The sequence below is a fragment of the Streptomyces sp. NBC_00078 genome (assembly GCF_026343335.1).
Taxonomy (GTDB): domain Bacteria; phylum Actinomycetota; class Actinomycetes; order Streptomycetales; family Streptomycetaceae; genus Streptomyces.
This window is the reverse complement of record NZ_JAPELX010000001.1, coordinates 5,453,580-5,474,150: the sequence shown is the minus strand read 5'-3', so window position 1 is coordinate 5,474,150 and position 20,571 is coordinate 5,453,580. Positions and strand designations below refer to the sequence as shown.

At 68.6% G+C, this 20,571-nt stretch carries 21 protein-coding genes and 1 pseudogene; 12 read left to right on the top strand and 10 right to left on the bottom strand.

All coding sequences use genetic code 11. The annotated features are described in order from the left end of the window. Positions 1–187 precede the first annotated feature (187 nt). On the top strand, positions 188–994 hold the full coding sequence (locus tag OOK07_RS25735) for a C40 family peptidase (RefSeq protein WP_266798770.1): 807 nt from the start codon (positions 188–190) through the stop codon (positions 992–994). Positions 995–1,266: 272 nt separating this feature from the next. Here OOK07_RS25735 and OOK07_RS25730 read toward each other — a convergent pair whose 3' ends face one another. After that, on the bottom strand, positions 1,267–1,401 hold the full coding sequence (locus OOK07_RS25730; protein WP_266683155.1) for a hypothetical protein: 135 nt from the start codon (positions 1,399–1,401) through the stop codon (positions 1,267–1,269). A 67-nt stretch (positions 1,402–1,468) separates the two neighbouring features. Beyond that, complete coding sequence (locus OOK07_RS25725) at positions 1,469–2,761, bottom strand: geranylgeranyl reductase family protein (RefSeq protein WP_266683153.1); 1,293 nt, start codon at positions 2,759–2,761, stop codon at positions 1,469–1,471. Positions 2,762–2,860: 99 nt separating this feature from the next. On the opposite strand from OOK07_RS25725, the gene OOK07_RS25720 reads away from it, so the two are divergent. Continuing rightward, complete coding sequence (locus tag OOK07_RS25720) at positions 2,861–3,367, top strand: GNAT family N-acetyltransferase (RefSeq protein ID WP_266683152.1); 507 nt, start codon at positions 2,861–2,863, stop codon at positions 3,365–3,367. A 133-nt stretch (positions 3,368–3,500) separates the two neighbouring features. Continuing rightward, positions 3,501–3,824, top strand: coding sequence for a PASTA domain-containing protein (locus OOK07_RS25715; protein ID WP_266520551.1), 324 nt, complete (start codon positions 3,501–3,503; stop codon positions 3,822–3,824). Positions 3,825–3,996: 172 nt separating this feature from the next. On the opposite strand, the gene OOK07_RS25710 is transcribed toward OOK07_RS25715, so the two are convergent. The 3 genes and pseudogenes from OOK07_RS25710 to OOK07_RS25695 form a co-directional block, all read right to left on the bottom strand. Continuing rightward, positions 3,997–4,692 carry a demethylmenaquinone methyltransferase gene (locus tag OOK07_RS25710; RefSeq protein WP_266683150.1) on the bottom strand — a complete coding sequence of 232 codons (696 nt, stop codon included), beginning with the start codon at positions 4,690–4,692 and terminating at the stop codon, positions 3,997–3,999. Positions 4,693–4,888: 196 nt separating this feature from the next. After that, positions 4,889–5,563, bottom strand: a complete 675-nt coding sequence (locus OOK07_RS25700) for an IS630 family transposase (protein ID WP_266675648.1) — start codon at positions 5,561–5,563, stop codon at positions 4,889–4,891. Between the two features lie 82 nt (positions 5,564–5,645). Further along, positions 5,646–5,936: pseudogene (locus tag OOK07_RS25695) on the bottom strand (helix-turn-helix domain-containing protein); the annotation flags it as partial. Between the two features lie 277 nt (positions 5,937–6,213). Between OOK07_RS25695 and OOK07_RS25690 the strand changes: the two are divergent. Beyond that, entirely contained in the window at positions 6,214–6,855 is a 642-nt protein-coding gene (locus OOK07_RS25690; protein WP_266795180.1) for a hypothetical protein, read from the top strand. A 28-nt stretch (positions 6,856–6,883) separates the two neighbouring features. Here OOK07_RS25690 and OOK07_RS25685 read toward each other — a convergent pair whose 3' ends face one another. The 5 genes from OOK07_RS25685 to OOK07_RS25665 form a co-directional block, all read right to left on the bottom strand. Then, positions 6,884–8,005 (bottom strand): IS630 family transposase, encoded by a 1,122-nt coding sequence (locus OOK07_RS25685; RefSeq protein WP_323182926.1) that lies wholly within the window; start codon positions 8,003–8,005, stop codon positions 6,884–6,886. Positions 8,006–8,088: 83 nt separating this feature from the next. Continuing rightward, positions 8,089–8,535 carry an imidazolonepropionase-like domain-containing protein gene (locus OOK07_RS25680; protein ID WP_266683148.1) on the bottom strand — a complete coding sequence of 149 codons (447 nt, stop codon included), beginning with the start codon at positions 8,533–8,535 and terminating at the stop codon, positions 8,089–8,091. Positions 8,536–8,551: 16 nt separating this feature from the next. Next, positions 8,552–9,751, bottom strand: coding sequence for a cyclic dehypoxanthinyl futalosine synthase (gene mqnC / locus OOK07_RS25675; protein ID WP_266798766.1), 1,200 nt, complete (start codon positions 9,749–9,751; stop codon positions 8,552–8,554). 148 nt (positions 9,752–9,899) lie between these two features. Next, a complete protein-coding gene (locus tag OOK07_RS25670; RefSeq protein WP_266798764.1) occupies positions 9,900–10,634 on the bottom strand; it encodes a prepilin peptidase in 735 nt (244 codons plus the stop codon). Between the two features lie 55 nt (positions 10,635–10,689). Next, entirely contained in the window at positions 10,690–13,635 is a 2,946-nt protein-coding gene (locus OOK07_RS25665) for a BTAD domain-containing putative transcriptional regulator (protein WP_266798762.1), read from the bottom strand. A 348-nt stretch (positions 13,636–13,983) separates the two neighbouring features. On the opposite strand from OOK07_RS25665, the gene OOK07_RS25660 reads away from it, so the two are divergent. From OOK07_RS25660 to OOK07_RS25625, 8 genes are all read left to right on the top strand, one after another. Further along, positions 13,984–14,634 (top strand): hypothetical protein, encoded by a 651-nt coding sequence (locus OOK07_RS25660; protein ID WP_266798760.1) that lies wholly within the window; start codon positions 13,984–13,986, stop codon positions 14,632–14,634. A gap of 2 nt (positions 14,635–14,636) precedes the next feature. Beyond that, entirely contained in the window at positions 14,637–15,695 is a 1,059-nt protein-coding gene (locus OOK07_RS25655; protein WP_266798758.1) for a hypothetical protein, read from the top strand. Between the two features lie 159 nt (positions 15,696–15,854). Next, positions 15,855–16,523, top strand: coding sequence for a hypothetical protein (locus tag OOK07_RS25650; protein WP_266798756.1), 669 nt, complete (start codon positions 15,855–15,857; stop codon positions 16,521–16,523). Continuing rightward, on the top strand, positions 16,520–16,654 hold the full coding sequence (locus OOK07_RS25645; RefSeq protein ID WP_266798754.1) for a hypothetical protein: 135 nt from the start codon (positions 16,520–16,522) through the stop codon (positions 16,652–16,654). Before OOK07_RS25650 ends, OOK07_RS25645 begins: the two co-directional genes overlap by 4 nt. A 195-nt stretch (positions 16,655–16,849) precedes the next feature. Then, on the top strand, positions 16,850–17,503 hold the full coding sequence (locus OOK07_RS25640; RefSeq protein ID WP_266798752.1) for a hypothetical protein: 654 nt from the start codon (positions 16,850–16,852) through the stop codon (positions 17,501–17,503). 118 nt (positions 17,504–17,621) lie between these two features. After that, positions 17,622–18,284, top strand: a complete 663-nt coding sequence (locus tag OOK07_RS25635) for a hypothetical protein (RefSeq protein WP_266798750.1) — start codon at positions 17,622–17,624, stop codon at positions 18,282–18,284. A 68-nt stretch (positions 18,285–18,352) separates the two neighbouring features. Next, entirely contained in the window at positions 18,353–19,351 is a 999-nt protein-coding gene (locus OOK07_RS25630; RefSeq protein WP_406313358.1) for a hypothetical protein, read from the top strand. Positions 19,352–19,428: 77 nt separating this feature from the next. After that, a complete protein-coding gene (locus OOK07_RS25625) occupies positions 19,429–20,445 on the top strand; it encodes a DUF8094 domain-containing protein (RefSeq protein WP_266798746.1) in 1,017 nt (338 codons plus the stop codon). Positions 20,446–20,571 lie beyond the last annotated feature (126 nt).

The window sequence follows — 20,571 nt, the reverse complement described above, 5'->3', positions numbered from 1 at the left end:
AGGTGCGGGGCAATTCGGGCGTAACGATGAAAGACCGTGATCACGGGGGCAACAGGCCAGGCCCGCAATGTCCGTTACGGCGTCAATAAAGGTCGAGAGACCAGGTTTTCGGAGTGCCGATTGAACAACTGTGGCGCAGCACACGTTTCTTGAAGGTATGGAGGAGCCCCTGATACCGGTTGTTCTCATGTCCCACACCGCTCACATACGCAGCCACCGGAAACCCCGCCGCACCGCGTCCACGACGCTCGCTGTGCGCGTCGGAGTCACCGGTGGCGTCCTCGGCATGGCAGCGGCGGGTGCGTCGGCTTCGGCGAACGCCGCCGAGCCGGTGACACAGACGCTCGAACTGCCCACCCTGACGGCCGATCTGGCCACTCAGGTCGCCCAGTCCGCGGACGCCACGCAGCAGGCTGCCGCGAACTACCAGCTGCAGGCCGAGCGTGACACGGCCGCCGCAAACGCCGCGAAGCAGGCCAAGGCGGACCTCGCCAAGGCGAAGCACAAGGCGGAGGCCAAGAAGAAGGCCGAGGCCGCTCGCAAGGCCGCCGCCGAGCGCGCCGTCTCCCGCAGCGCCGAGCGGACCACCCTCGCCGCGTCCACGACCTCCATCCCCTCGACGGGTTCGTCGACGGCCACGGGTTCGGCCGCCGCGATCGTCAGCTTCGTCAAGGCACAGGTCGGCAAGGCATATGTGTCCGGTGCCACCGGTTCGTCCGCCTATGACTGCTCGGGCCTGGTGCAGACCGCGTTCAAGCAGATCGGCATCAGCCTGCCGCGCGTCTCACAGGACCAGTCGACGGCCGGCACCCAGGTCTCGCTGAGCAACCTGCAGCCGGGCGACATCCTCTACTGGGGCAGCGCGGGCAGCGCGTACCACGTGGCGGTGTACGTCGGTGACGGCATGTTCGTCGGCGCGCAGAACCCGTCGAGCGGCGTCGTCGAGAAGCCGCTCTCCTACGACCCGCCGACCGGCGCGGTGCGGGTGCTCTGACACACGGGACAGACAGGACGCACGTGTCGCACGGAAGGGGCCGCAGCCGCTCGGGGGCTGGCGGCCCCTCCGTGCGCCCTCCCACAGCCCCTGTGGCCCCGTCCGAGGTCGAAGGTGTGGGGCAGGCCCGGTTTTGTGGCCGACCTCGTCGACGCGCTTCAGGGCCCCCTTCCGGGCGGCCGGTCCGGCACGACTCCTGGAGTTCACACGGCGCCGCGTCCGAATTGTCCGCGCCCGGGGGCGCGTTGACGGCTCTTGGCGCGAAAAGACCCTTACGTCCCGGAATTGGGTCGACTACGTCCCGGAATTGAGTCGCCGTCGGCGTCGCCGGCCAGACCGCGGGCGAGCATGCCCCAGACGATCAGGGCCTCGATGAAGACGCGGCCCACGGCGCGGGAGCGCGCCACCTTCGCGGGCGTGGCGCCGAGGTTGCGGACCCTGCCGCCGGCATCGAGGCGCTGAGCGGCCGGCCGGTCACGCCTTCGGTGCCACCTTGCTGAGGCCGTTGATGATCCGGTCCATCGCGTCGCCGCCGGTCGGGTCCGTCAGGTTCGCCAGAAGCTTCAGGGTGAACTTCATCAGCATGGGGTGGGTGAGGCCGCGCTGGGCCGCGATCTTCATGACCTTCGGGTTGCCGATGAGCTTCACGAAGGCGCGGCCGAGCGTGTAGTAGCCGCCGTAGGTGTCCTTCAGGACGCGCGGGTAGCGCTGGAGGGCCAGTTCGCGGCTCGCGGCCGTCGGGCGGGCGTGGGCCTGGACGATGACGTCGGCGGCGATCTGGGCGGACTCCATGGCGTAGGCGATGCCTTCGCCGTTGAAGGGGTTCACCAGGCCGCCGGCGTCGCCGACCAGGAGCAGGCCCTTGGTGTAGTGGGGCTGGCGGTTGAAGGCCATCGGCAGGGCCGCTCCCCGGATGGGGCCCGTCATGTTGTCCGGCGTGTAGCCCCAGTCCTCGGGCATGGAGGCGCACCAGGCCTTCAGAACCTCGCGCCAGTCCAGTTCCTTGAAGGAGTCGGAGGTGTTCAGGACGCCCAGGCCGACGTTCGACGTGCCGTCGCCCATGCCGAAGATCCAGCCGTAGCCGGGGAGCAGGCGGTCCTGGGGGCCTCGGCGGTCCCACAGTTCCAGCCAGGACTCCAGGTAGTCGTCCTCGTGGCGGGGGCTCTCGAAATACGTCCGGACCGCGACACCCATCGGGCGGTCCTCCCGGCGGTGCAGGCCCATCGCGAGGGAGAGGCGGGTGGAGTTGCCGTCGGCCGCCACGACGAGCGGCGCGTGGAAGGTGACTTCGCGCTTCTCCTCGCCGAGCTTGGCGTGGACGCCGGTGATGTGGCCCGTGCGGTCGTCGATGATCGGGGCGCCGACGTTGCAGCGCTCGTACAGGCGCGCCCCGGCCTTCTGGGCCTGCCGGGCGAGCTGCTCGTCGAAGTCGTCGCGCTTGCGGACGAGGCCGTAGTCCGGGAAGGAGGCGAGATCCGGCCAGTCCAGCTGGAGGCGGACGCCGCCGCCGATGATGCGCAGGCCCTTGTTGCGCAGCCAGCCGGCCTCCTCGGAGATGTCGATGCCCATGGCCACGAGCTGCTTGGTGGCGCGCGGGGTCAGGCCGTCGCCGCAGACCTTCTCGCGCGGGAACTCGGTCTTCTCCAAGAGGAGCACGTCGAGGCCGGACTTGGCGAGGTGGTAGGCGGTCGTGGAGCCCGCCGGCCCCGCGCCCACGACGATCACATCGGCGGTGTTCTCGGAGAGCGGCTCGGTCACGACGGTCACGGCGGGATCTCCCCAAGTTCGACAAATCTCTGTGCCGAGCGGCACTGGACACAGGCAGTCTATTCAGCAGAATTGATCACCCGGCTGAAGGGCTGCCTCGTGAACCGAGCTCTCCCCGTAATACGGCTGCGCGTCCCCACCGACGAGGACGCCGTCGCCTGGCACCGGGTCTTCGACGACCCGGACGTCATGGAGTTCCACGGCGGCAGGTCCGCCAACCTCTCCTTCTACGAGGAGCTCACCGCCCGCCAGCGCCGGCACGACGCCGAGCGGGGCTTCTGCCTGTGGACCATGGTCGGCGAGTCCGGGCAGGTCATCGGGTTCACCGGCGCCCAGCCGTGGCCTCAGGACTGGGGCCCCAAGGGCGAGATCGAGATCGGGTGGCGGCTCGGGCGGGAGTACTGGGGCAAGGGGTATGCCACCGCGGCCGCGCAGATGACACTGGAACGACTGCGGGCGGCGGAGGTGCCGAGCGTCGTGGCGATGGTCCTGGCCGGCAACAAGCGGTCGATCGCGGTGACGCGGCGGCTGGGCATGCACCTGGCCGAGGTCTTCACCACACCGGCCCGGGAGCAGGAGGGGCACTGCTATCGGCTCGATCTGTGACGGTCGATGACTACTCAACGTAGTCGACTGTTACAGAAAGACACACGATACTTCCGGGTGATGCCGGGCCGGAGTTACCCTTCAGATACCGCTGGGGGTGACATCTGTGCACGTACCGCCCAAGACACCCGACGTGCGCGTACCGCGACTTGTCGGACTGATGGCCATGGACGCGCGCAAGACGGCCGAGTCGACCGGCCTGTTCATCAACGCGCCGGACCGGCCCGACTTCCACCAGACCGTCGTCGAGTACGTCGTACGGCAGTACCCGCAGCCGAATGCCGAAGTGCCGCGGGACTCGATGGTCTACGTGTGGTTCGACTTCGGCGAGGGTGAGGGCGGGGGCGGCGCCGGTGTGCGCGAACCGCGCCTGCCGCGTCCGCCCAGCGGCGGGATGCAGCGCGAACTCGACGAGCCCGAGGACCCGTACGCCGTCGTCGGATTCCGCGTTCCCTGACCCACTGCGGCTCTCCTGGACCCGTGCGAGGTGCAGGGGACCGCGGTGCTGGGTCACCCCGTGCGGAGTTCAGGGCGCCCCGCGCGGGGGTCGGCCGAACCCGGCAAGGCTCAGGGCGACACGTGCGGAGGCCAGGCCGACCGGGCAAGGCTCAGGGCGGCCCGTGCGAGGGTCAGGCCTCCTTGAACCCGCGGTGCAGGGCCACCACCCCGCCCGTGAGGTTGCGCCACGCCACCTTCGACCAGCCGGCCTTCTGCAGGTGGTCGGCGAGCGCGGGCTGGTCGGGCCAGGCACGGATCGACTCGGCGAGGTAGACGTAGGCGTCGGGGTTGGAGGAGACCGCGCGCGCGACCGGCGGCAGGGCCCGCATCAGGTACTCGGTGTAGACCGTGCGAAACGGCGCCCAGGTCGGGTGCGAGAACTCGCAGATCACCACTCGTCCGCCCGGCTTGGTCACCCGGTACATCTCGCGCAGGGCGGCGTCGAAGTCCTGCACGTTGCGCAGTCCGAAGGAGATCGTGACGGCGTCGAAGACGTCGTCCCCGAACGGCAGCTTCGTCGCGTCGCCCGCGGTCAGCGGCAGCCAGGGGTGCTTCTTCTTGCCGACCTGGAGCATGCCGATGGAGAAGTCGCAGGGGACGACGTACGCGCCCGTGCGCGCGAACGGCAGCGAGGAGGTCGCCGTACCCGCCGCCAGGTCCAGGACCTTCTGCGCGGGCCGGGCGTCGACCGCCCGGGCTACCTCCTTGCGCCACACCCGGTCCTGGCCGAGCGACAGCACGTCGTTCGTCAGGTCGTACCGTTCCGCCACGTCGTCGAACATCGAGGCGACTTCGTGCGGCTGCTTGTTCAGGGAAGCGCGGGTCACGCCGCCATTGTTGCAGTCCGCCCTCACGGAAGCAGTCTGGGCTTCTTCTTCGCGGCCACGTCGTCCACTCATCCGCACAACAGGGTGAACACCGCGATCAGGATCCAGCCGATGCCGAACATGAACCACTGGCTCTCCGGCGGGAGGTAACCCCTCCGGGTCCATACGACTAGTAGACTGTCGCGACTTAATTTCGCTATGTGGTTGGGTAGAGGTGGCGTAGTTTCACGCGTGCGTCGTCGGTGGTGAAGTGCCAGTCGACTTGGCGCTGGTTGCTGTTGGTGTGCTGCTGCCAGGCGGCGAGTTCGGCGTTGAGCACGGCGAGGTCGTCGATGCGGCGGTCCAGGCACTGGCGGGTGAGCGCGGAGAGCTCGATCTCGGCGATGTTGAGCCAGGACCCGTGTTTGGGGGTGTGGTGGATCTCCAGGCGCTGGGCCAGCGCGAAGGCCTTTGCCGGGTCGAACGCTTCGTAGAGCGAGGCGGTGGTGTGGGTGTTGAGGTTGTCCATCACCAGCACGACCGTGGCGGCGTCGGGATAGTCCACGGTCAGCAGGTGCTCGACCTGGTGCGCCCAGTCGACCCTGGTCCGGCGGGGCCGGGCGTCGACGCGCCGCCATCCGCGCAGCGGCTCGACCCAGCAGAAGATCGAGCAGGTCCCCGAGCGGACGTACTCGTTGTCCTCACGCCGGTCACGGCCCGGCTGCGCGGGAAGCGGATCGCGGACGTGGCCGAGGAGCTGGTACGGCTTCTCGTCCATGCACACCACCGGGCGCGCCGGATCGAAGGGTCGGTGGTAGACCGCCAGGACGTCCTCCATCGCCGCGGCGAAGGCCGCATTCGCAGCCGGCGGAATGGTCCAGCACTTCTTCACATGAGGACGCAGTTCCGTTTTTTAACACCCGGCCGATGGTGGAGTGGTCCAGATCCGGGATGTCCTCGACCAGCGCGACGTGCTTCTCCAGCAGGCGCAGCGACCACCTGGCGTGTCCTTTGGGCGGCGTCGAGCAGGCCAGCGCGATCAGCCTCGCCTCGACCTCGCCGGTCACCACAGAGGGCACCGGCGGGAGTGCGCGTTCCTTCCGGCCGACCGTGGCCCACACATCGCCGCCGGTCTCCGCGTAGCGCTTCGAGATCAGGCGGACCGAATCGCACGAGACCCCGACCCGGTCCGCGATCACCGCCCGCGGATCGACCTCACCGACCGAGGTGTCCAGCGCGAGCAGTACCCGCGCCCGCCTGATCATCGACGCGCTGCGGACCCCCGTCGTCGTCACACGCTCCAACGCCCGACGATCTTCGGCGCTCAACGCGACCGGATACTTCTTCTGCGAGGACACGGCACCCCTGCCCAGTCGAACGGAAGCGACAAGCGAAGCTCGCCCGACCCCAACTCCACCAACCAGCACGACACTTAGTCGCGACAGTCTACTAGTGCTCTGACCGCATACCTTCGCCGGGTTGAGCGGGTGTGTGGCCATTGATGCCGGCTACCTGGCCGTGGCATCCGCCTATGCTCGGCTCGTGCAGCCGCTTTCCGACAGCAGCAATCCGTTGGTCACGGCGTTCCCAGCCGAGCTTGCAAGCGATGCCGAGGCAGTCCTGGCGGTGATGCCTGATTCTCGGTTCCCGCCGCATGCCTCGTTCTCGGTCGCTGTAGAGGGCCAGCAGGTTTTGATCCCCGGCCGCCTCTACAACGGCGAGCCGCCAACTGACGCGGTGGCGTCGCTTTCGTCGCGCCAACGGCAGCTTCTGCACTGTCTGTACTCAAGGCACTGCGACGGGGTGGTCAGACAGCGTCATCTGGAGAAGGTCGTTGGTTCCACGGACCCATGGGTCGTCCCCTTCGTCGTGCAGCTGGTTGGCGAGTACGTCTTGGAAATCCTGGTGGTCATCTGCGATGAGCTCCGTGGCCTCGCCACGCCCGGCACCTGCGGCCACCTCGCTTACGGGCAGTTCATCGTGGACAACCCGGCCTTCTTCGCACGCACGCAACGGCGGGTCGTGAGCTACTGGAACTGCTACTACCGGGGCACCTACGCGAGCTTCCGGGGCTACCCAGGGTGCACTCTTCTTGACCTCCTACGGTCCGCTGCCTCCGACAGAGCAGGGCGTCCCTGGCCCAACCTCGCTCCAGTCGGCGCCAGCGTGGACGGCTACTGCTAGGACTCGGCCGGGAAAGATATCCGGCCGGTCAAGCGGCATCGGCGAGGGGACGTCCGCCCCAACGGATGCCCTTCTCGCTGCGGATGCGAGCGCGCTCGCGGCGCTGGGCTGCCAGCACGTCGGGGTGACGGGCATTCGCGTTGCGCCAGCGCAGATAGGCGTGCAGGGCCCGGGTCTGCACGGTGTGGTTGCGGTGGTTGGAGTTCGCGACGGTGAACTGCCGCAACGGTCCGAAGTGCGCCTCGATCGGGTTGGCCCAGGACGCGTATGTCGGCGTGAAGCACAGCTCGACGCGGTTCTTCTTCGCCCAGCGGCGGATCGTCTCGCCCTTGTGGGCGGACAGGTTGTCCAGGATGACGTAGATCGGGGCGCCGTCCGGGCGGGCGGCCCGGATCGACCTGAGCGCGGCCAGGGTGTTCGCGGCCCCCTTCTTCCGGCGGTTGACGCCCCAGAGCGTGTCGTCGCCGACCGAATAGCAGCCGTGGAAGTACCTGACGCCGTGGGTGCGGTGGTAGGTCGCCGGGTGCCGCTCGGGATGACTGGCGGGAGCCCAGCACGCACCGCCGGTGGGGCGGATTCCGAGCGGGCCGAACTCGTCGAACGCGAAGACCCGGTCCGGGAAGCGGTCCAGGACCTCCTCGATCCGGTCCAGCTTTGCCTCGCGGTCGGGGTCCGGGGACTCCTTCCACGTCTTGGTGCGCTGGAAGGTGATGCCGCGGCGGGCGAGCAGACGGCGTAATGCCTCGCGACCGATGCGGATGACCCGCCCATGGACTTTCCGCAGGTAGGCGGCGAGTTTGCGGATGGACCAGCGGGTGAAGGGCTGGCCGAGCTTGGTCGGGCGGGTGGTGGCCGTCTGGACGACGAAGTCCTCGTCGTCAGGACTGAGCAGGCGGGGACGGCCTCCCGCCCACCGAGGGTCCAGACAGGCCAGGCCGATCTCGTTGAACCGGTGGATCACATCCCGGACTGTGTCCTCGTCGGCCTGCACCAGCTGGGCGATCACCGGGACCCGGTTCCCGCCAGCCGACGCCAGTAGCATCATCGCGCGTCGGAAGCGCACCGAACTGGTGCTGCCCCGGCGCACGATCTGCTGCAGCTTCTGCCCCTCCTGGTCGGTCAACCTGCGCACGCGGACAGGCTCAGCCACCGCACCCCCAGCACTCGGATCGGACGTCACCGCACATCCAACCGCCCCGACCACCAACCCGGCGAACCAATGTGGTCAGAGCACTAGCGCCTTCGGTGCACCAGGCGCCCGGCGCACACCGTCGCGATGCATGCGCCGTTTTCGTCGAGTACGGCGAGGTCGGCGCGGCCCGTCTGCCTGATCGCCGTCCGCTGGGTGCGCGGGAGGACGATCACGTCGTTCCGCTCGGCTGCGGCCCGGAGTTCGGGCGAGTCCACGTAGTCCTCGAGGACGGCCACCGCACCGAGCTTGAGCACGGCGTGGATGCGTTCGCGCGGGGACGGGGCGTCGGGCAGCGGCCCTTCGTGGATGCGGGCGGGCCCGAGCACGCCGGGCCATCTGCGCACCCGGGCGCCCGGAAACCGCTCGCGCAGTTCCTCGAACGTGCCCACGGCACCGATCCGGTCCCGGCCCACCACGACGGCACCGTGCTCGATCGGCTCCGCATCCCAGGTGCACCGCACCTCGTCAGCGGCGTGAATGGTCTCCAACTCGCTTCGGTCCAGGTCAGTTGGAGGTGAGGAGCTTCAGCTCGGGATGTGCGGTGCCGCCCTCGATCGCCGTGGACGAGATGTGGGACATGACCCGCTCGTCGACGGGATCGTTCGCCGGGTCGTCGTGGACGACGATGTGCTCGTACGTCGTGGCCCGCTGGGCGGGGACCCGGCCGGCCTTCCTGATCAGGTCGATGATCTCAAGCCGGTTGGAGCGGTGCTTTGCACCGGCGGACGAGACGACGTTCTCCTCCAGCATGATCGAGCCGAGGTCGTCGGCGCCGTAGTGCAGCGACAGCTGGCCGACCTCCTTGCCGGTCGTCAGCCAGGAGCCCTGGATGTGCTGGATGTTGTCCATGAACAGCCGCGCGATCGCGATCATCCGCAGGTACTCGAAGAGCGTGGCCTGCGTACGGCCCTTCAGGTGGTTGTTCTCCGGCTGGTAGGTGTACGGGATGAAGGCGCGGAAGCCGCCCGTCCGGTCCTGTACGTCGCGGATCATCCGCAGGTGCTCGATGCGCTCGGCGTTGGTCTCGCCGGTGCCCATGAGCATGGTCGACGTCGACTCCACGCCCAGCCGGTGGGCGGTCTCCATGATCTCCAGCCAGCGCTCGCCGCTCTCCTTGAGGGGCGCGATGGCCTTGCGGGGCCGCTCGGGGAGCAGCTCGGCACCGGCACCCGCGAAGGAGTCGAGGCCGGCGGCGTGGATGCGGGTGATGGCCTCCTCGACCGACACCTTCGAGATCCGCGCCATGTGCTCGACCTCGCTCGCCCCCAGGCTGTGGATGACGAGCTGCGGGAAGGCCTGCTTGATGGCGGCGAAGTGCTTCTCGTAGTACTCGACGCCGTAGTCCGGGTGGTGTCCGCCCTGGAACATGATCTGGGTGCCGCCCAGCTCGACGGTCTCCGCGCAGCGCCGCAGGATGTCGTCGAGGTCGCGCGTCCAGCCCTTCGCCGTGTCCTTCGGGGCGGCGTAGAAGGCGCAGAACTTGCACGCCGTGACGCACACGTTCGTGTAGTTGATGTTGCGCTCGATGATGTACGTCGCGATGTGCTCGGTGCCCGCGTACCTGCGGCGGCGTACGGCGTCCGCGGCGGCGCCGAGCGCGTGCAGCGGGGCGTCGCGGTAGAGGTCGAGGGCCTCTTCCGGGGTGATCCGTCCGCCGGCCGCGGCACGGTCGAGGACGGACTGAAGATCGGCCTTCTCGGTCACCGGGGCGTCCCTTTCGTCAAGGGTTGTGGACAGACCGGACCAGCCTACGCCAGCCGTTTCGCACCGCCGACGTCAGGCCGCGTACGCGCCGGGGACATCAGGTCACGTATGCGACAAGGACATCAGGTCCCGTATGCGCCCGCCGCGGTCAGGCCGCGTACGCGCCGATCAGGAGCCCGACGAACGCTCCGGTGATCAGGAACGGCCCGAACGCGATGGCCGTCTTGCGCCCGGCCCGCCGTACGACAACGAGCGCGCCCCCGTAGAGCGCCCCGAGCAGGAACGCGGCGAAGGTGCCCAGCATGACCGTCGGCCAGCCGTACCACCCGAGCGCGGCGCCCAGGCCCAGCGCCAGTTTGACGTCGCCGAAGCCCATGCCGCCGGGGTTGATGAGGAACAGCACGAAGAAGGCGCCGCCGAGCGCGAGGCCGCCGTACAGCGCGGTGAGCCAGTCACCGGCGTGCTCCGGTACGAGTGCCGCCGCCCCGAGGAGCGCCGGCGCGGCGCCCGCGAGCGGCAGCGTCAGGACGTCGGGCAGCCGCTTCACCCGGAAGTCGACCACCGCGAGCAGCACGCCGACGGGCGCGAGCAGCAGCCAGACGCCCAGCTCGGGCCGGGTACCGGTGGCGGCGGCGAGGGCGGCGCAGACGAGGGCGGTGGCGATCGCCGGGGCGGCGACGCCGGGGCCGTAGGACGGTTCGGTGGGCCCGCACCGCTCGCACCTGGCCCGCCCGATCCACCGGCCGAGGGGATGCTCGCCGGGGCACTGGTCCCGCCAGTCCTCCCCGGACGGTACGGAGAAGCGGTACACGGCGCGCGGCAGCAGCGCCCCCGTCGCCGCACCCCACAGCGCGGCGACGGCGACCAACAGCCCCGTACTCAACCCGTCGCCCCTGCCCTGCTCAACCCACTGATGGACCTGGTGCTCAACCCGCTGCTCATCCGACCGCGGCGGCGCCGCTGCGCCACGTCGGCAGCAGTTCGTCGAGCAGCGCCTCAGTGCGCGGCGGCAGTCCGCGTGCGCCGCTGCGGTTCACGAGGTCGGAGGCCAGGGCCTGGAGGCGGCCCGCGTCACCGGTGGCGTGGGTGGCGCGCAGCAGCTCGTTCCAGAGGCGTTCGTCGGCGGGAGCGGAGTTGAGGGAGGCGCCCAGGGCCTCGATGGCCTTCTCCGCGCGGTCCTTCTCCAGGTGGAATGCGGACAGGGCGAGCCCGATGTCCGCGACGAGCAGCGGGAGTTGGGCATCGATGATCTCGTGGGTGAGCCAGCGGTAGCGCCCCTCGGGCCGGTCGGCGAGCAGCGGGCCGCGGACCAGGACCAGCGCATCCGTCAGCAGCCGCCCGCGCACGACACGGCTGTTGACGCCCTTGCCCTGAGTGGCCTCGTGGTAGAGCGAGCGCAGCACGTCCAGGTCCGACACGACGGACTTGGCGAGCACGAGCCGCCCGGTCGAGTCGGCCGAGAGCCGGGGAGTGCCGTCGGGATCGGCGCCGAGCCAGACCCGCAGCCGCTCCAGCAGCGCGTCCCGCACGTCCTCGGTGACCCCTCGCGGCCACAGGGCGGACGACAGGACCCGCGGGTGCACGCCCTCGCGGTGCAGCAGCAGCAGCGCGAGCGCCTCGTGCAGCAGCGCGCTGCGCTCGCCGTCCGGGGTGTCGAGGCCGATGATCTCGTACGGGCCGACGAGGCGCGCGTACACCGCGGGCCGCCCCTGCTCGCTGATGTCGACGAGGAACGGCGGGGTGGGGACGGGCCCTTGGGGATCGTGCTCGGGGTCGGCCTCGACGAACAGCTCGACGACGGCGCGCTGGGTGGCCAACGGCAGGAGCTGGGCGTCGAGTTCGAGTCCGAGCAGCGGGGCGAGGAGCTTGCCCTCGCTGGTGACCTCCATCTCCCAGGCGGCGCCGGGCAGATCGCCGGTCTCGGTGCCGACGAGGTAGCCGATGCCGAGCCGGCTCGCGTCGGAGGCGAGTTCGGCGAGCTTGACGGCGTCCTCGGCGGAGGGCTGGGCGGCGAGCAGGACGAGGTGCGGCGCCCAACGAGTGTGCTGGGCAGGCCCCGTACGCCCGGTGAGGACGGAGTCGTGACCGGCGGCACCCAGTGCTCCCCGCCGCTGCCGCGTCTCGGCCTCCATGGTCTCGATCAGGTCGTCGATGCCGCCGAGGTGACGCAGCCGGTTCGGCGCGAGGGGAGTCAGATCCTCGCCGAAGCCGACGAGGGTGATGGTCATGCGGTCCGACCAGCCGTTCGTCGCCAGCTCCGCGGCGACGGACGCGAACACCGCGGCCCGGTCGGCCTCGCGGCCGCTCAGGGAGACGATGCCGGGCACCGACTCCAGGTTGAGCAGCAGCCGCGAGTCGTCCATGGTGCCGAGGCTGACGAGGCCGGGGTAGGGCGCGGCCGTGTCGACGTCCTCGTACCGCTCGGCGTCGGTCCTCGCCAGCATCCAGAACGTCTGGTCCTGCCCGAGCTGCCAGGGCGCGGGCGGCTTCCCGGCGGGCTGGGCGAGCTGGAGATGCAGATCGCCCTTGCTGAGCCAGGCGGCGTAGACGGTGGGCAGATCCCGCGACTCACCGGCGAGCTGGGCAGCGAGCCCCCGCAGCGAACGGTCCAGCAGTCGTACGCCTTCGGGGTCGGCGCCCACGAGGAGGGCGTCCTGCGCGTCGGCGGCGTCACCGGCCGGCAGCGGCGGCTCCATCCCGCGCCGCCCGCCGATGGCACCGAGCGCCGACTGCCACAACGCCTGCCGGCGGCGACGGCCGAGAGCGCCGAGGAGGCCGGCGGCGAGAAGGGGGGCGCCGATGAGTGCTTGCGGAAGTCCGAAGGCGCTGCTGGCACTGCTGGATGCGGCGGGGGCGGCGTGCTGACGGCCGCCGTCGGAGGCGGGCCGCTGCTCGGGCAGGGAGACCTGCTGGGCGTGATGACCGCCGCCCTGCGCGTGGCTGCCTTGGGCGTGGTCGCCGGACTTGGCGTAGTCGTGGATCTGCTGCTGGGCCGAGGAGGAGGCGTGGGCGGAGGCGTCGGGCGCCTCGACCAGCTCGCCGCCGTGTGCGTCTCCGGGCATCTCCATGATCCATCCGGGCCGGATCAGACTGGCCTCGGACAGCTTGGAACCGTCCGGCTGGGTCCGGTCCTTGTTGAGCTCGTAGATCTCCTTGTACCGGCGCCCGTCACCGAGGTGGCGCTGCGCGATCTCCCAGAGGGAGTCGTGGTGACGCCCCTCGGGCGGCTGGATCCGGTAGTACTTCGTGTCGCCGTGCTGCTTGGCGTTGCTGCCGGCGTCCGCCTGCGCGTGGGAAGCCTGCTGGGCGAGGGCGGCGGCGGTAGTGGCCGCCTGCTCCTGCTGCTGGGCGAAGAGTCCGGGAGTCGCCTGGGCGGCGGCGACGGTCGGCTTCTGGTTGCCGTCCAGACTGTGCCCGAGGTTCGACAACCCCGGGGTGAGGCTGGCGGCGGTGGCGCCGACGAGGAGGAGAGCGGCGACGAGCTGCCGGGCGAGAATCTGACTCGGACCGGCACCGGGGACACGGCCCGGGACGCCGACGCCGGAGAGAGCCGCCTTCACCTCGACGAGGACACAGGCGGTGAACTGGGCCCAGGCGAGCCAGACGACGACGGTCAGGATGTGCAGGAAGGTCGTGACCGTGATCTCCTGCTGGAGCCACTCCAGACTCGGCACCCCGCTGGGCAACGGCCACCCGATGGACACGGCGAGTGCACCCGGCACCCCGACGACGAGGCCGAGCAGCGCGACGAACGCGAAGAACGCCTTGACGAAGTCCCCGACGGAACGCCGCCGGATCCTCACGGGTTGGGGCGTCCGGTTCCTGGGAGCCGTCGAGTTGCCCGTCGAGCGTCCCGTCGAGCTTGAGGTGCTGCGTCGCGGCATGGCGGGTGTCCTGGGTTGTGTGGGGTGGGGTGGCCTGGGGTTGCCTGGGGTGCGTGAGATGTACTGAGCCTACAGAGATCTTATGGACTCTGATTTGGGCCGCTGAAGATCGGATACGGACCTGAGACCTCGCCGTTCACCCGATACGTCACTGCCTGCCCCCTTGGCCTGAGTTGCCCCGCGCCCGTCGCCATGGCCGTACTTGCCTACGATCCACGCCCATGGCACCCGCCACACCAGACTCCTCACGTTCCCCACACAATCCCCCACAGGCACTCCAGGCCCTCTTACTCGCCCCTGATAGCTTCGTTCCCCGTTGCACACAACCGACAACGGGGGAGATCAACCGTGGCCCGCCGCGCACTGCCGACCACTGCCGCTGCGTTCACTGCAGCCGCGGCCCTTCTGCTCACCGGGTGCGGCGGGGGCGACAAGTCGCCTTCGGATGACATCAAGGGGGCGGATACGGGGAGCGGGAGTCCGTCGGCTTCGGCGTCGACTTCGCAGGCGTCCGGGGTCAAGCGCCCCGAGATCAAACTCCCGAGCGAGTTCCAGTTGACGTTCGAGGACTGGACGAGCAGTGACGCGGTCGAACAAGCCGTCCTCAATGACACCAAGGACCAGCTCCGCGCGGGATACGCGGCGATCACCGCCAACGAGCCCGATGGCGGCGAGGCCCTTGGCTTCTACGACACCGCATCAGGTCTGTCGCAAGACCGGCAGTGGATCAAGACTTACACGAGCAAGAACCTCACCGTCTTCGGCAAGCTGCCGGTATACGACCCCAAGCCCACACTGCTAGGTGACAAGAAGACGCGTGCTGCGGTGTCGTACTGCACCGACGAGAGCAAGGCATACACGAGGCAACGCAAGACGAAGGAAGTCCAGGGGAACCCAACGGGCACGAACCCGAAGGTGTTCTACACGGTCACGCTCACCAAGAACGCCGACGGTGTCTGGCAGAACGTGTCGACGCGCGGCAAGAGGGGCGGCTGCTGAGGATGAGGCCCACGCGTGCAGTACCGGCGGCAATCGCCTCTCTCGCCGGGATTCTCTTCGCCTCCACGCCGGCCGGAGCAGTTGGCAGCGGGGGCTCCAACACGGGACCGCACGGCGGAGCCCACGACAAGAACATCTACGCCTCCGCCACCTACTCCCACATCAAGGTCCGCCAGGTGAGCGGCCCCACCGGCGGCAAGCGCGGCGCCCTCTCCTCCGTGGACGTCAACTGGAAGCCCCCGGCCTGCTGGTACGAGCCCGTCTTCACCGGCCAGGAGCTGAAGGACTTCGTCGACAAGAACGACGGCGACGGGGACGTGGGCATCCACGAGTCCTGGTACGGCAAGGGGCTCTGGACCGACCACTACCAGGACGGCAAGCCGGAGACCAACTTCGACGACGAGCAGAGCACCGCCGAGGGCTACAAGGACTACAACATCGGCAAGGACGGCTACTTCTGGCGCAGCGTCGCGCCGGACGACAGCGACCCCAAGTCCTGGGACTGCGGCAAGATCATGTTCTGGCAGGACGCCAACGTGGTGCCCAAGGTCGCCCACGCCCCCACGCCCGAGATGCTCGCCGAGTACGCCTACAACCAGGTCAAGGTCCCCGACACCGAGATCGAACTCAGGCCCACCACCAAGTCCACGGTGAACCTGCCCACTTGGGCCTGGCTCGACAAGGGCACCTTCCGGGAGATCAAGGTCCGGGCCGAACTCCCCCGCACCAACCTCTACGCCGTGACGACCGCCAAGCCGGTCGCCCTCCACCTGGACCCCGGCACCGAGGACGCGACGACCTACCCCGCCTCGGGCGACTGCACGATCAACGACGACGGTTCGATCGGCTCCCCGTACGAGAAGGGCGATGCCGGCAAGACCCCTTCCTGCGGCATCACGTACCTCCACGCCACCAACGGCACGCCGTACCACCTGAAGGCCAGCATCACCTGGCAGGTCTCGTGGGAAGGCACGGGCGGCGCGAAGGGCGACCTCCCCGAAGGCACCTTCGACACGACCCAGGACATGAACGTCCAGGAGATCCAGGCCGTCAACCGCTGAGCCCCAACGGACCTGCTCTTGCAACAAGACGGGCGGAGTACACGAGGCAGGCCGCCCCCACCAACCGCCCCCTGAGCGCGATCCGCCTGCCGATCAATCACAGGCCCACCACCCCACATCCACGCCCGTCGCACACGCCGACCTCGGGGGAGATCAACCGTGACCCGCCGCGCACTGCCGACCACTGCCGCCGCGCTCACCGCCGCGGCGACGCTTTTGCTCACCGGGTGCGGCGGGGGTGACAAGTCGTCTTCGGATGACATCAAGGGGGCGGATACGGGGAGCGGGAGTCCGTCGGCTTCGGCGTCGGCTTCTGCCTCGGCCGTTGCGGACAGGCCGGATGTGAGCCTTCCCAAGGACTTGAAGTTGGTCTTCGACTTCGACACGCCATCGGACACGGACAGGGTGGCCGCCTTGGGGGACGCGGAGAACTACATCCGTGCGATCAACCACGGCGTCACCCAGCAGGACCCGAACGACCCGGCGTACCAGTACTACTCGGCTGGGGATGCGGCGCGATATGCGAACTCACAGATCAAGACGTACGTGCAGGGGGGTTGGACACTCACCGGCACCGACCGCTACTACCAAGCCGAGACCAGCGATGGCGGCGCGTCGAAGAGCGCCAAGCTCACACGCGTCACGTTCTGCGAGAACCAGGCCAAGGCCTATGGCAAGGAAGTGAAGAGCGGGAAGGTCCTGTACACCAAGGAAAGCCTGGGCAGCTACCTGAAGTTCAACATCCTCATGGCGTCGACGAAGGCCTCACCGGTATGGAAGGCCCAATCGGTAACCGTCACGGGGAAGGCGAAGGAGTGCCAGGAGTGATCACCCCTCGGCGATTGAAATGGGGCGTCGTCCTGGCCTCCGGCGCCCTGTTCTGGACCGCAGGCACCGCCTATGCCGACAAGCCCGTCACCGGCTCCCACGGCGGCGACACGGCCTCCGTCAACCGCTGAACCTCGGCGGGTCCTGAGCGCGATCCGTCTGCCGATCGATCACAGCCCCACCGCTCAGCATCCACACCCGTCGCACACGCCACGTCACGCGCCTCACACCTCCCACACAATCCCCTGTCAGCACTCGAGGGTCCCTCAACTACCCCTGATAGCTTCGATCTCTGTTGCGCACACCGACCTCGGGGGAGACCAAGCGTGACCCGCCGCACTCTGACCACTGCCGCCGCCTCGCTCACCGCCGCGGCGGCGCTTTTGCTCACTGCGTGCGGTGGGAGTGACAAGTCGTCTTCGGGGGACATCAAGGGGGCGGATACGGGGGCGGGGAGTCCGTCGGCTTCGGCGTCTACGTCCGACGCCGGCGCTCCCGACGTCAGCGTGCCCAGCGACTTCCACCTCGTCTTCGACTTCGAGGTGCCGTCCGATGCCAAGGAGGCGTCTGCGCTTTCCGACGCGGAGAACTACATCCGGGCCCTGAAGCACGGCATCTCCAAGCAGGATCCGAACGACCCCGCATACCAGTACTACTCGAAGGGTCAGGCTGCGCAGTACGCCAAGTCGCAGATCCAAGCCTGGGTGAAGGGGCACTGGACCGTCACGGGGACGGACAAGTACTACGCCGCAGGCGTCACCACGCTGAGCGGCGGCAAGCGCGAACTCGTCACCTTCTGCCGAAACCAGGGCAAGTCCTACAGCAAGGAAATCAAGAGCGGCAAGATCCTCTACACCGCGGTGAACGCCGACAGTTACGTGAAGTACCAGCTGCTCATGCGTCCGCCCACTGGCTCCTCCAAGGCTTGGAAGGCATCAGTGGTGGAGGTCAAGGGGAAGGCGAAGGAGTGCCAGAAGTGACGAAGCACAGGCTCTCCCGGCGCTTGACCTTCTGACGCGATCCGTCTGCCGATCGATCACAGCCCCACCACCCAGCATCCACACCCGTCGCCCACACCGACCTCGGGGGAGATCAACCGTGACCCGCCGCACTCTGACCACTGCCGCCGCTGCGTTCACCGTCGCAGCGACGCTTCTCCTCGCCGCCTGCGGCGGGGGGAACGACAAGTCGTCGGACGACATCAAGGGAGCGGACAAGGGGTCGAGCAGCCCGTCTGCTTCGGCATCGGCGTCCACGACGCCAGGCGGTGACGGTCCTGACCTGAGCCTGCCGAAGGACTTCAAGCTGGTCTTCGACTTCGACAAGCCGTCCGACCCGAAGCACGCGGCAGCACTCGCCAACGCACAGAACTACCTCCGCGCGCTGAACCACGGGATCGTCGAGCAGGACCCGAACGACCCGGCGTACCAGTACTACTCGCTCAACCAAGCCGCGCAGTACGCGAAGTCGCAGATCGAGGCGTGGGTGAAGGGCAAGTGGACCGTCTACGGGACGGACAGGTACTACGACGCCGACGTCACCACGCTGAGTGGTGGACAGGGCACCCTCGTCACGTTCTGCGAGAACCAGACCAAGTCCTACAGCAAGGAGATCAAGACCGGGAAGATCCTCTATACCAAGGCAAGCCTGAACAGTTATCTGAAGTACCGGTTGGTCATGGTCCCCCCGTCCGGCTCGTCCAAGGTCTGGAGGGCTTTCACCATCGAGGTCATCGGCAAGGCGAAGGAGTGCCAGCGGTGACGCCTTCACAAAGGGCGGTGCGCTGGGGCGCTGCCGCGGGCGCGGCAGCCGTGCTGTGGACCAGTGGGATGGCTCATGCCGACTCCACCCCTACAAAAACGACTTCTCCCCCTCCAACTTCGGGCAACGAGAACAACGGCGAGTTGTCGGCCGCCGTCTCCCGTATCAAAGTCACCCAGGTCAGCGGCCCCACCGGCGGCAAGACCGGCAGCATCTCGTCGACGGACGTGAACTGGACCCCACCGCCCTGCTGGTACGAGCCCGTCTACACGCCGGCACAGCTCAAGGCATTCGCGGAGACGGACAACCCCCTGGGATATGTCAGCCCCCACGCGGAATGGGGCGGCAGGAAGCTGTGGACGGACCACTACCGGGACGGCAAGGACGCCTACAACTACGAGGACAACTCCCTGATCACCCGTGCGGGTTACGACGACTACAACAGCGGCAAGAAGGGCTACTTCTGGCGCGGCGTGGCACGTGACACTGCTGACCCGGACTCGTACGGCTGCGAAAGCGTCATGTTCTGGCAGGACGCCGGCCAGATCCCCGAGGTACCGAACGCCCCCACGCCCAAGACCCTGGCCGCATACGCCTACGACAAGGTCAAGGTCCCGAACACGGATATCGAGCTGAAGCCGGCGACCCGGTCCACGGTGAATGCGCCGACCTGGGTCTGGCTCGACAAGGGCAAGTTCACCGAGGTCAAGGTCCGCGCCGAACTCCCCGACACGGGCCTCTGGGCGGAGACCACGGCCAAGCCGGTCGCCCTTCACCTCGACCCGGGCACGCAGGACGCCGAGACGTTCCCCGCCTCCGGCGACTGCGAGATCAATGACGACGGCAGCACCGGCACCCCGTACGTCAAGGGCGACGCCGGCAAGATCCCGCCGTGCGGCATCACCTACCTCCGCGCGACGTACGGCACGCCGTACCACCTGAAGGCCTCCATCACCTGGCAGATCTCCTGGGAAGGCACGGGCGGCGCGAAGGGCGACCTCCCAGACGGCACCTTCGACACGACCCAGGACATGAACGTCGTGGAGTACCAGGCGACCAACAGCTGACACGACGAGACCCCGTACGACCGACTGCCTGAAACAGGGCTTCCCACTTCACGTCTCTCAAGGAGCGCACCTCCGCCATGCCTAGCCCCGCCCCCACCCTTGCCCGCGCCGCTCGCGGGAGCGTCATAACCCTCGTCGCCCTCGGCGTGACCTCGGCGGCCGCCCTCACCGGATGCAGCGGCGGCACCGGTGACGCGGCCGCCCCGAGTGCCTCGGCGAGCCCGCCCCCCAAGGGCGCGGTGACCCGCGCGCAGGCGGCGAAGATCGTCGACAACTACGTTGCCGTCAACAACAAGGCGAACGGGACACGGAACGCCAAGTTGCTTGGCACGGTCGAGAGCGGACAGGTCCACGAGCAGAGCAAGGGGGACTACGCGACTTTCGGCACATGGACGAAGGCGGACCAGAGCGACTACGAGAAGCCGTTCTCCTACCAGGACCGGGAGTACTACATCCCGGCTGACGAGGACTGGTTCGCGGTCAAGGCCACCGCCAGCGGCTCCAAGACTCCGGCCCTGTTGGTCTTCGGCAAGGAGGGCAGCAGCTGGAAGCTGATGTCGGCGGTCTACTCCGACGCGCCGATTCCGACGATCGACACCAGCAACCACGGTCTCGCCACCGCCGTAGCCCCCTCGACCCGCGTCGGCACCCTGGCCCCGAACGACGTCAGCCCGGCCTTCGAGGACCTGTACGTGACCGGCGGGAAGAAGGCCGGTGCCGCGATCTCCCACACCACCAGCCCGACCAAGGACGCCCTGAAGCTCTACAAGGACCGCACCAAGGGCAAATTGGCCAAGTGGGCGACCAAGAAGTTCTTCGCCAAGGACCCGGCGTACAAGGAGACGTACGCGCTGCGCCTGGCCGACGGCGGCCTACTCGCGGTGATCCCGACCTCGCACACCCAGGAACAGATGCTCAAGCCGCAGTACATGAGCACCTTCCAGATCACTCCGGACGGCGAGGAGGCCGTCTACAACCCCGCCAAGCGGGTCGTCATCACCGACACCTTCCAGGGCATGGCCCTTGCCGTCCTGCCGAAGAGTGGCAAGCCCTCGGTGATCGCGTACGAGTACGGCATGACGGACTCGAAGTAGGCGAGGGCCTCCGTCGCCCTCAACGCCACTGTGTGGCTCTCTTCGTGAGCTGCTGAGCAGGCACGGGGACAGAACAGGGTGTGGACCCGGAGAAACGCTCCCGGTCCACACCCGCACTACGTTCGG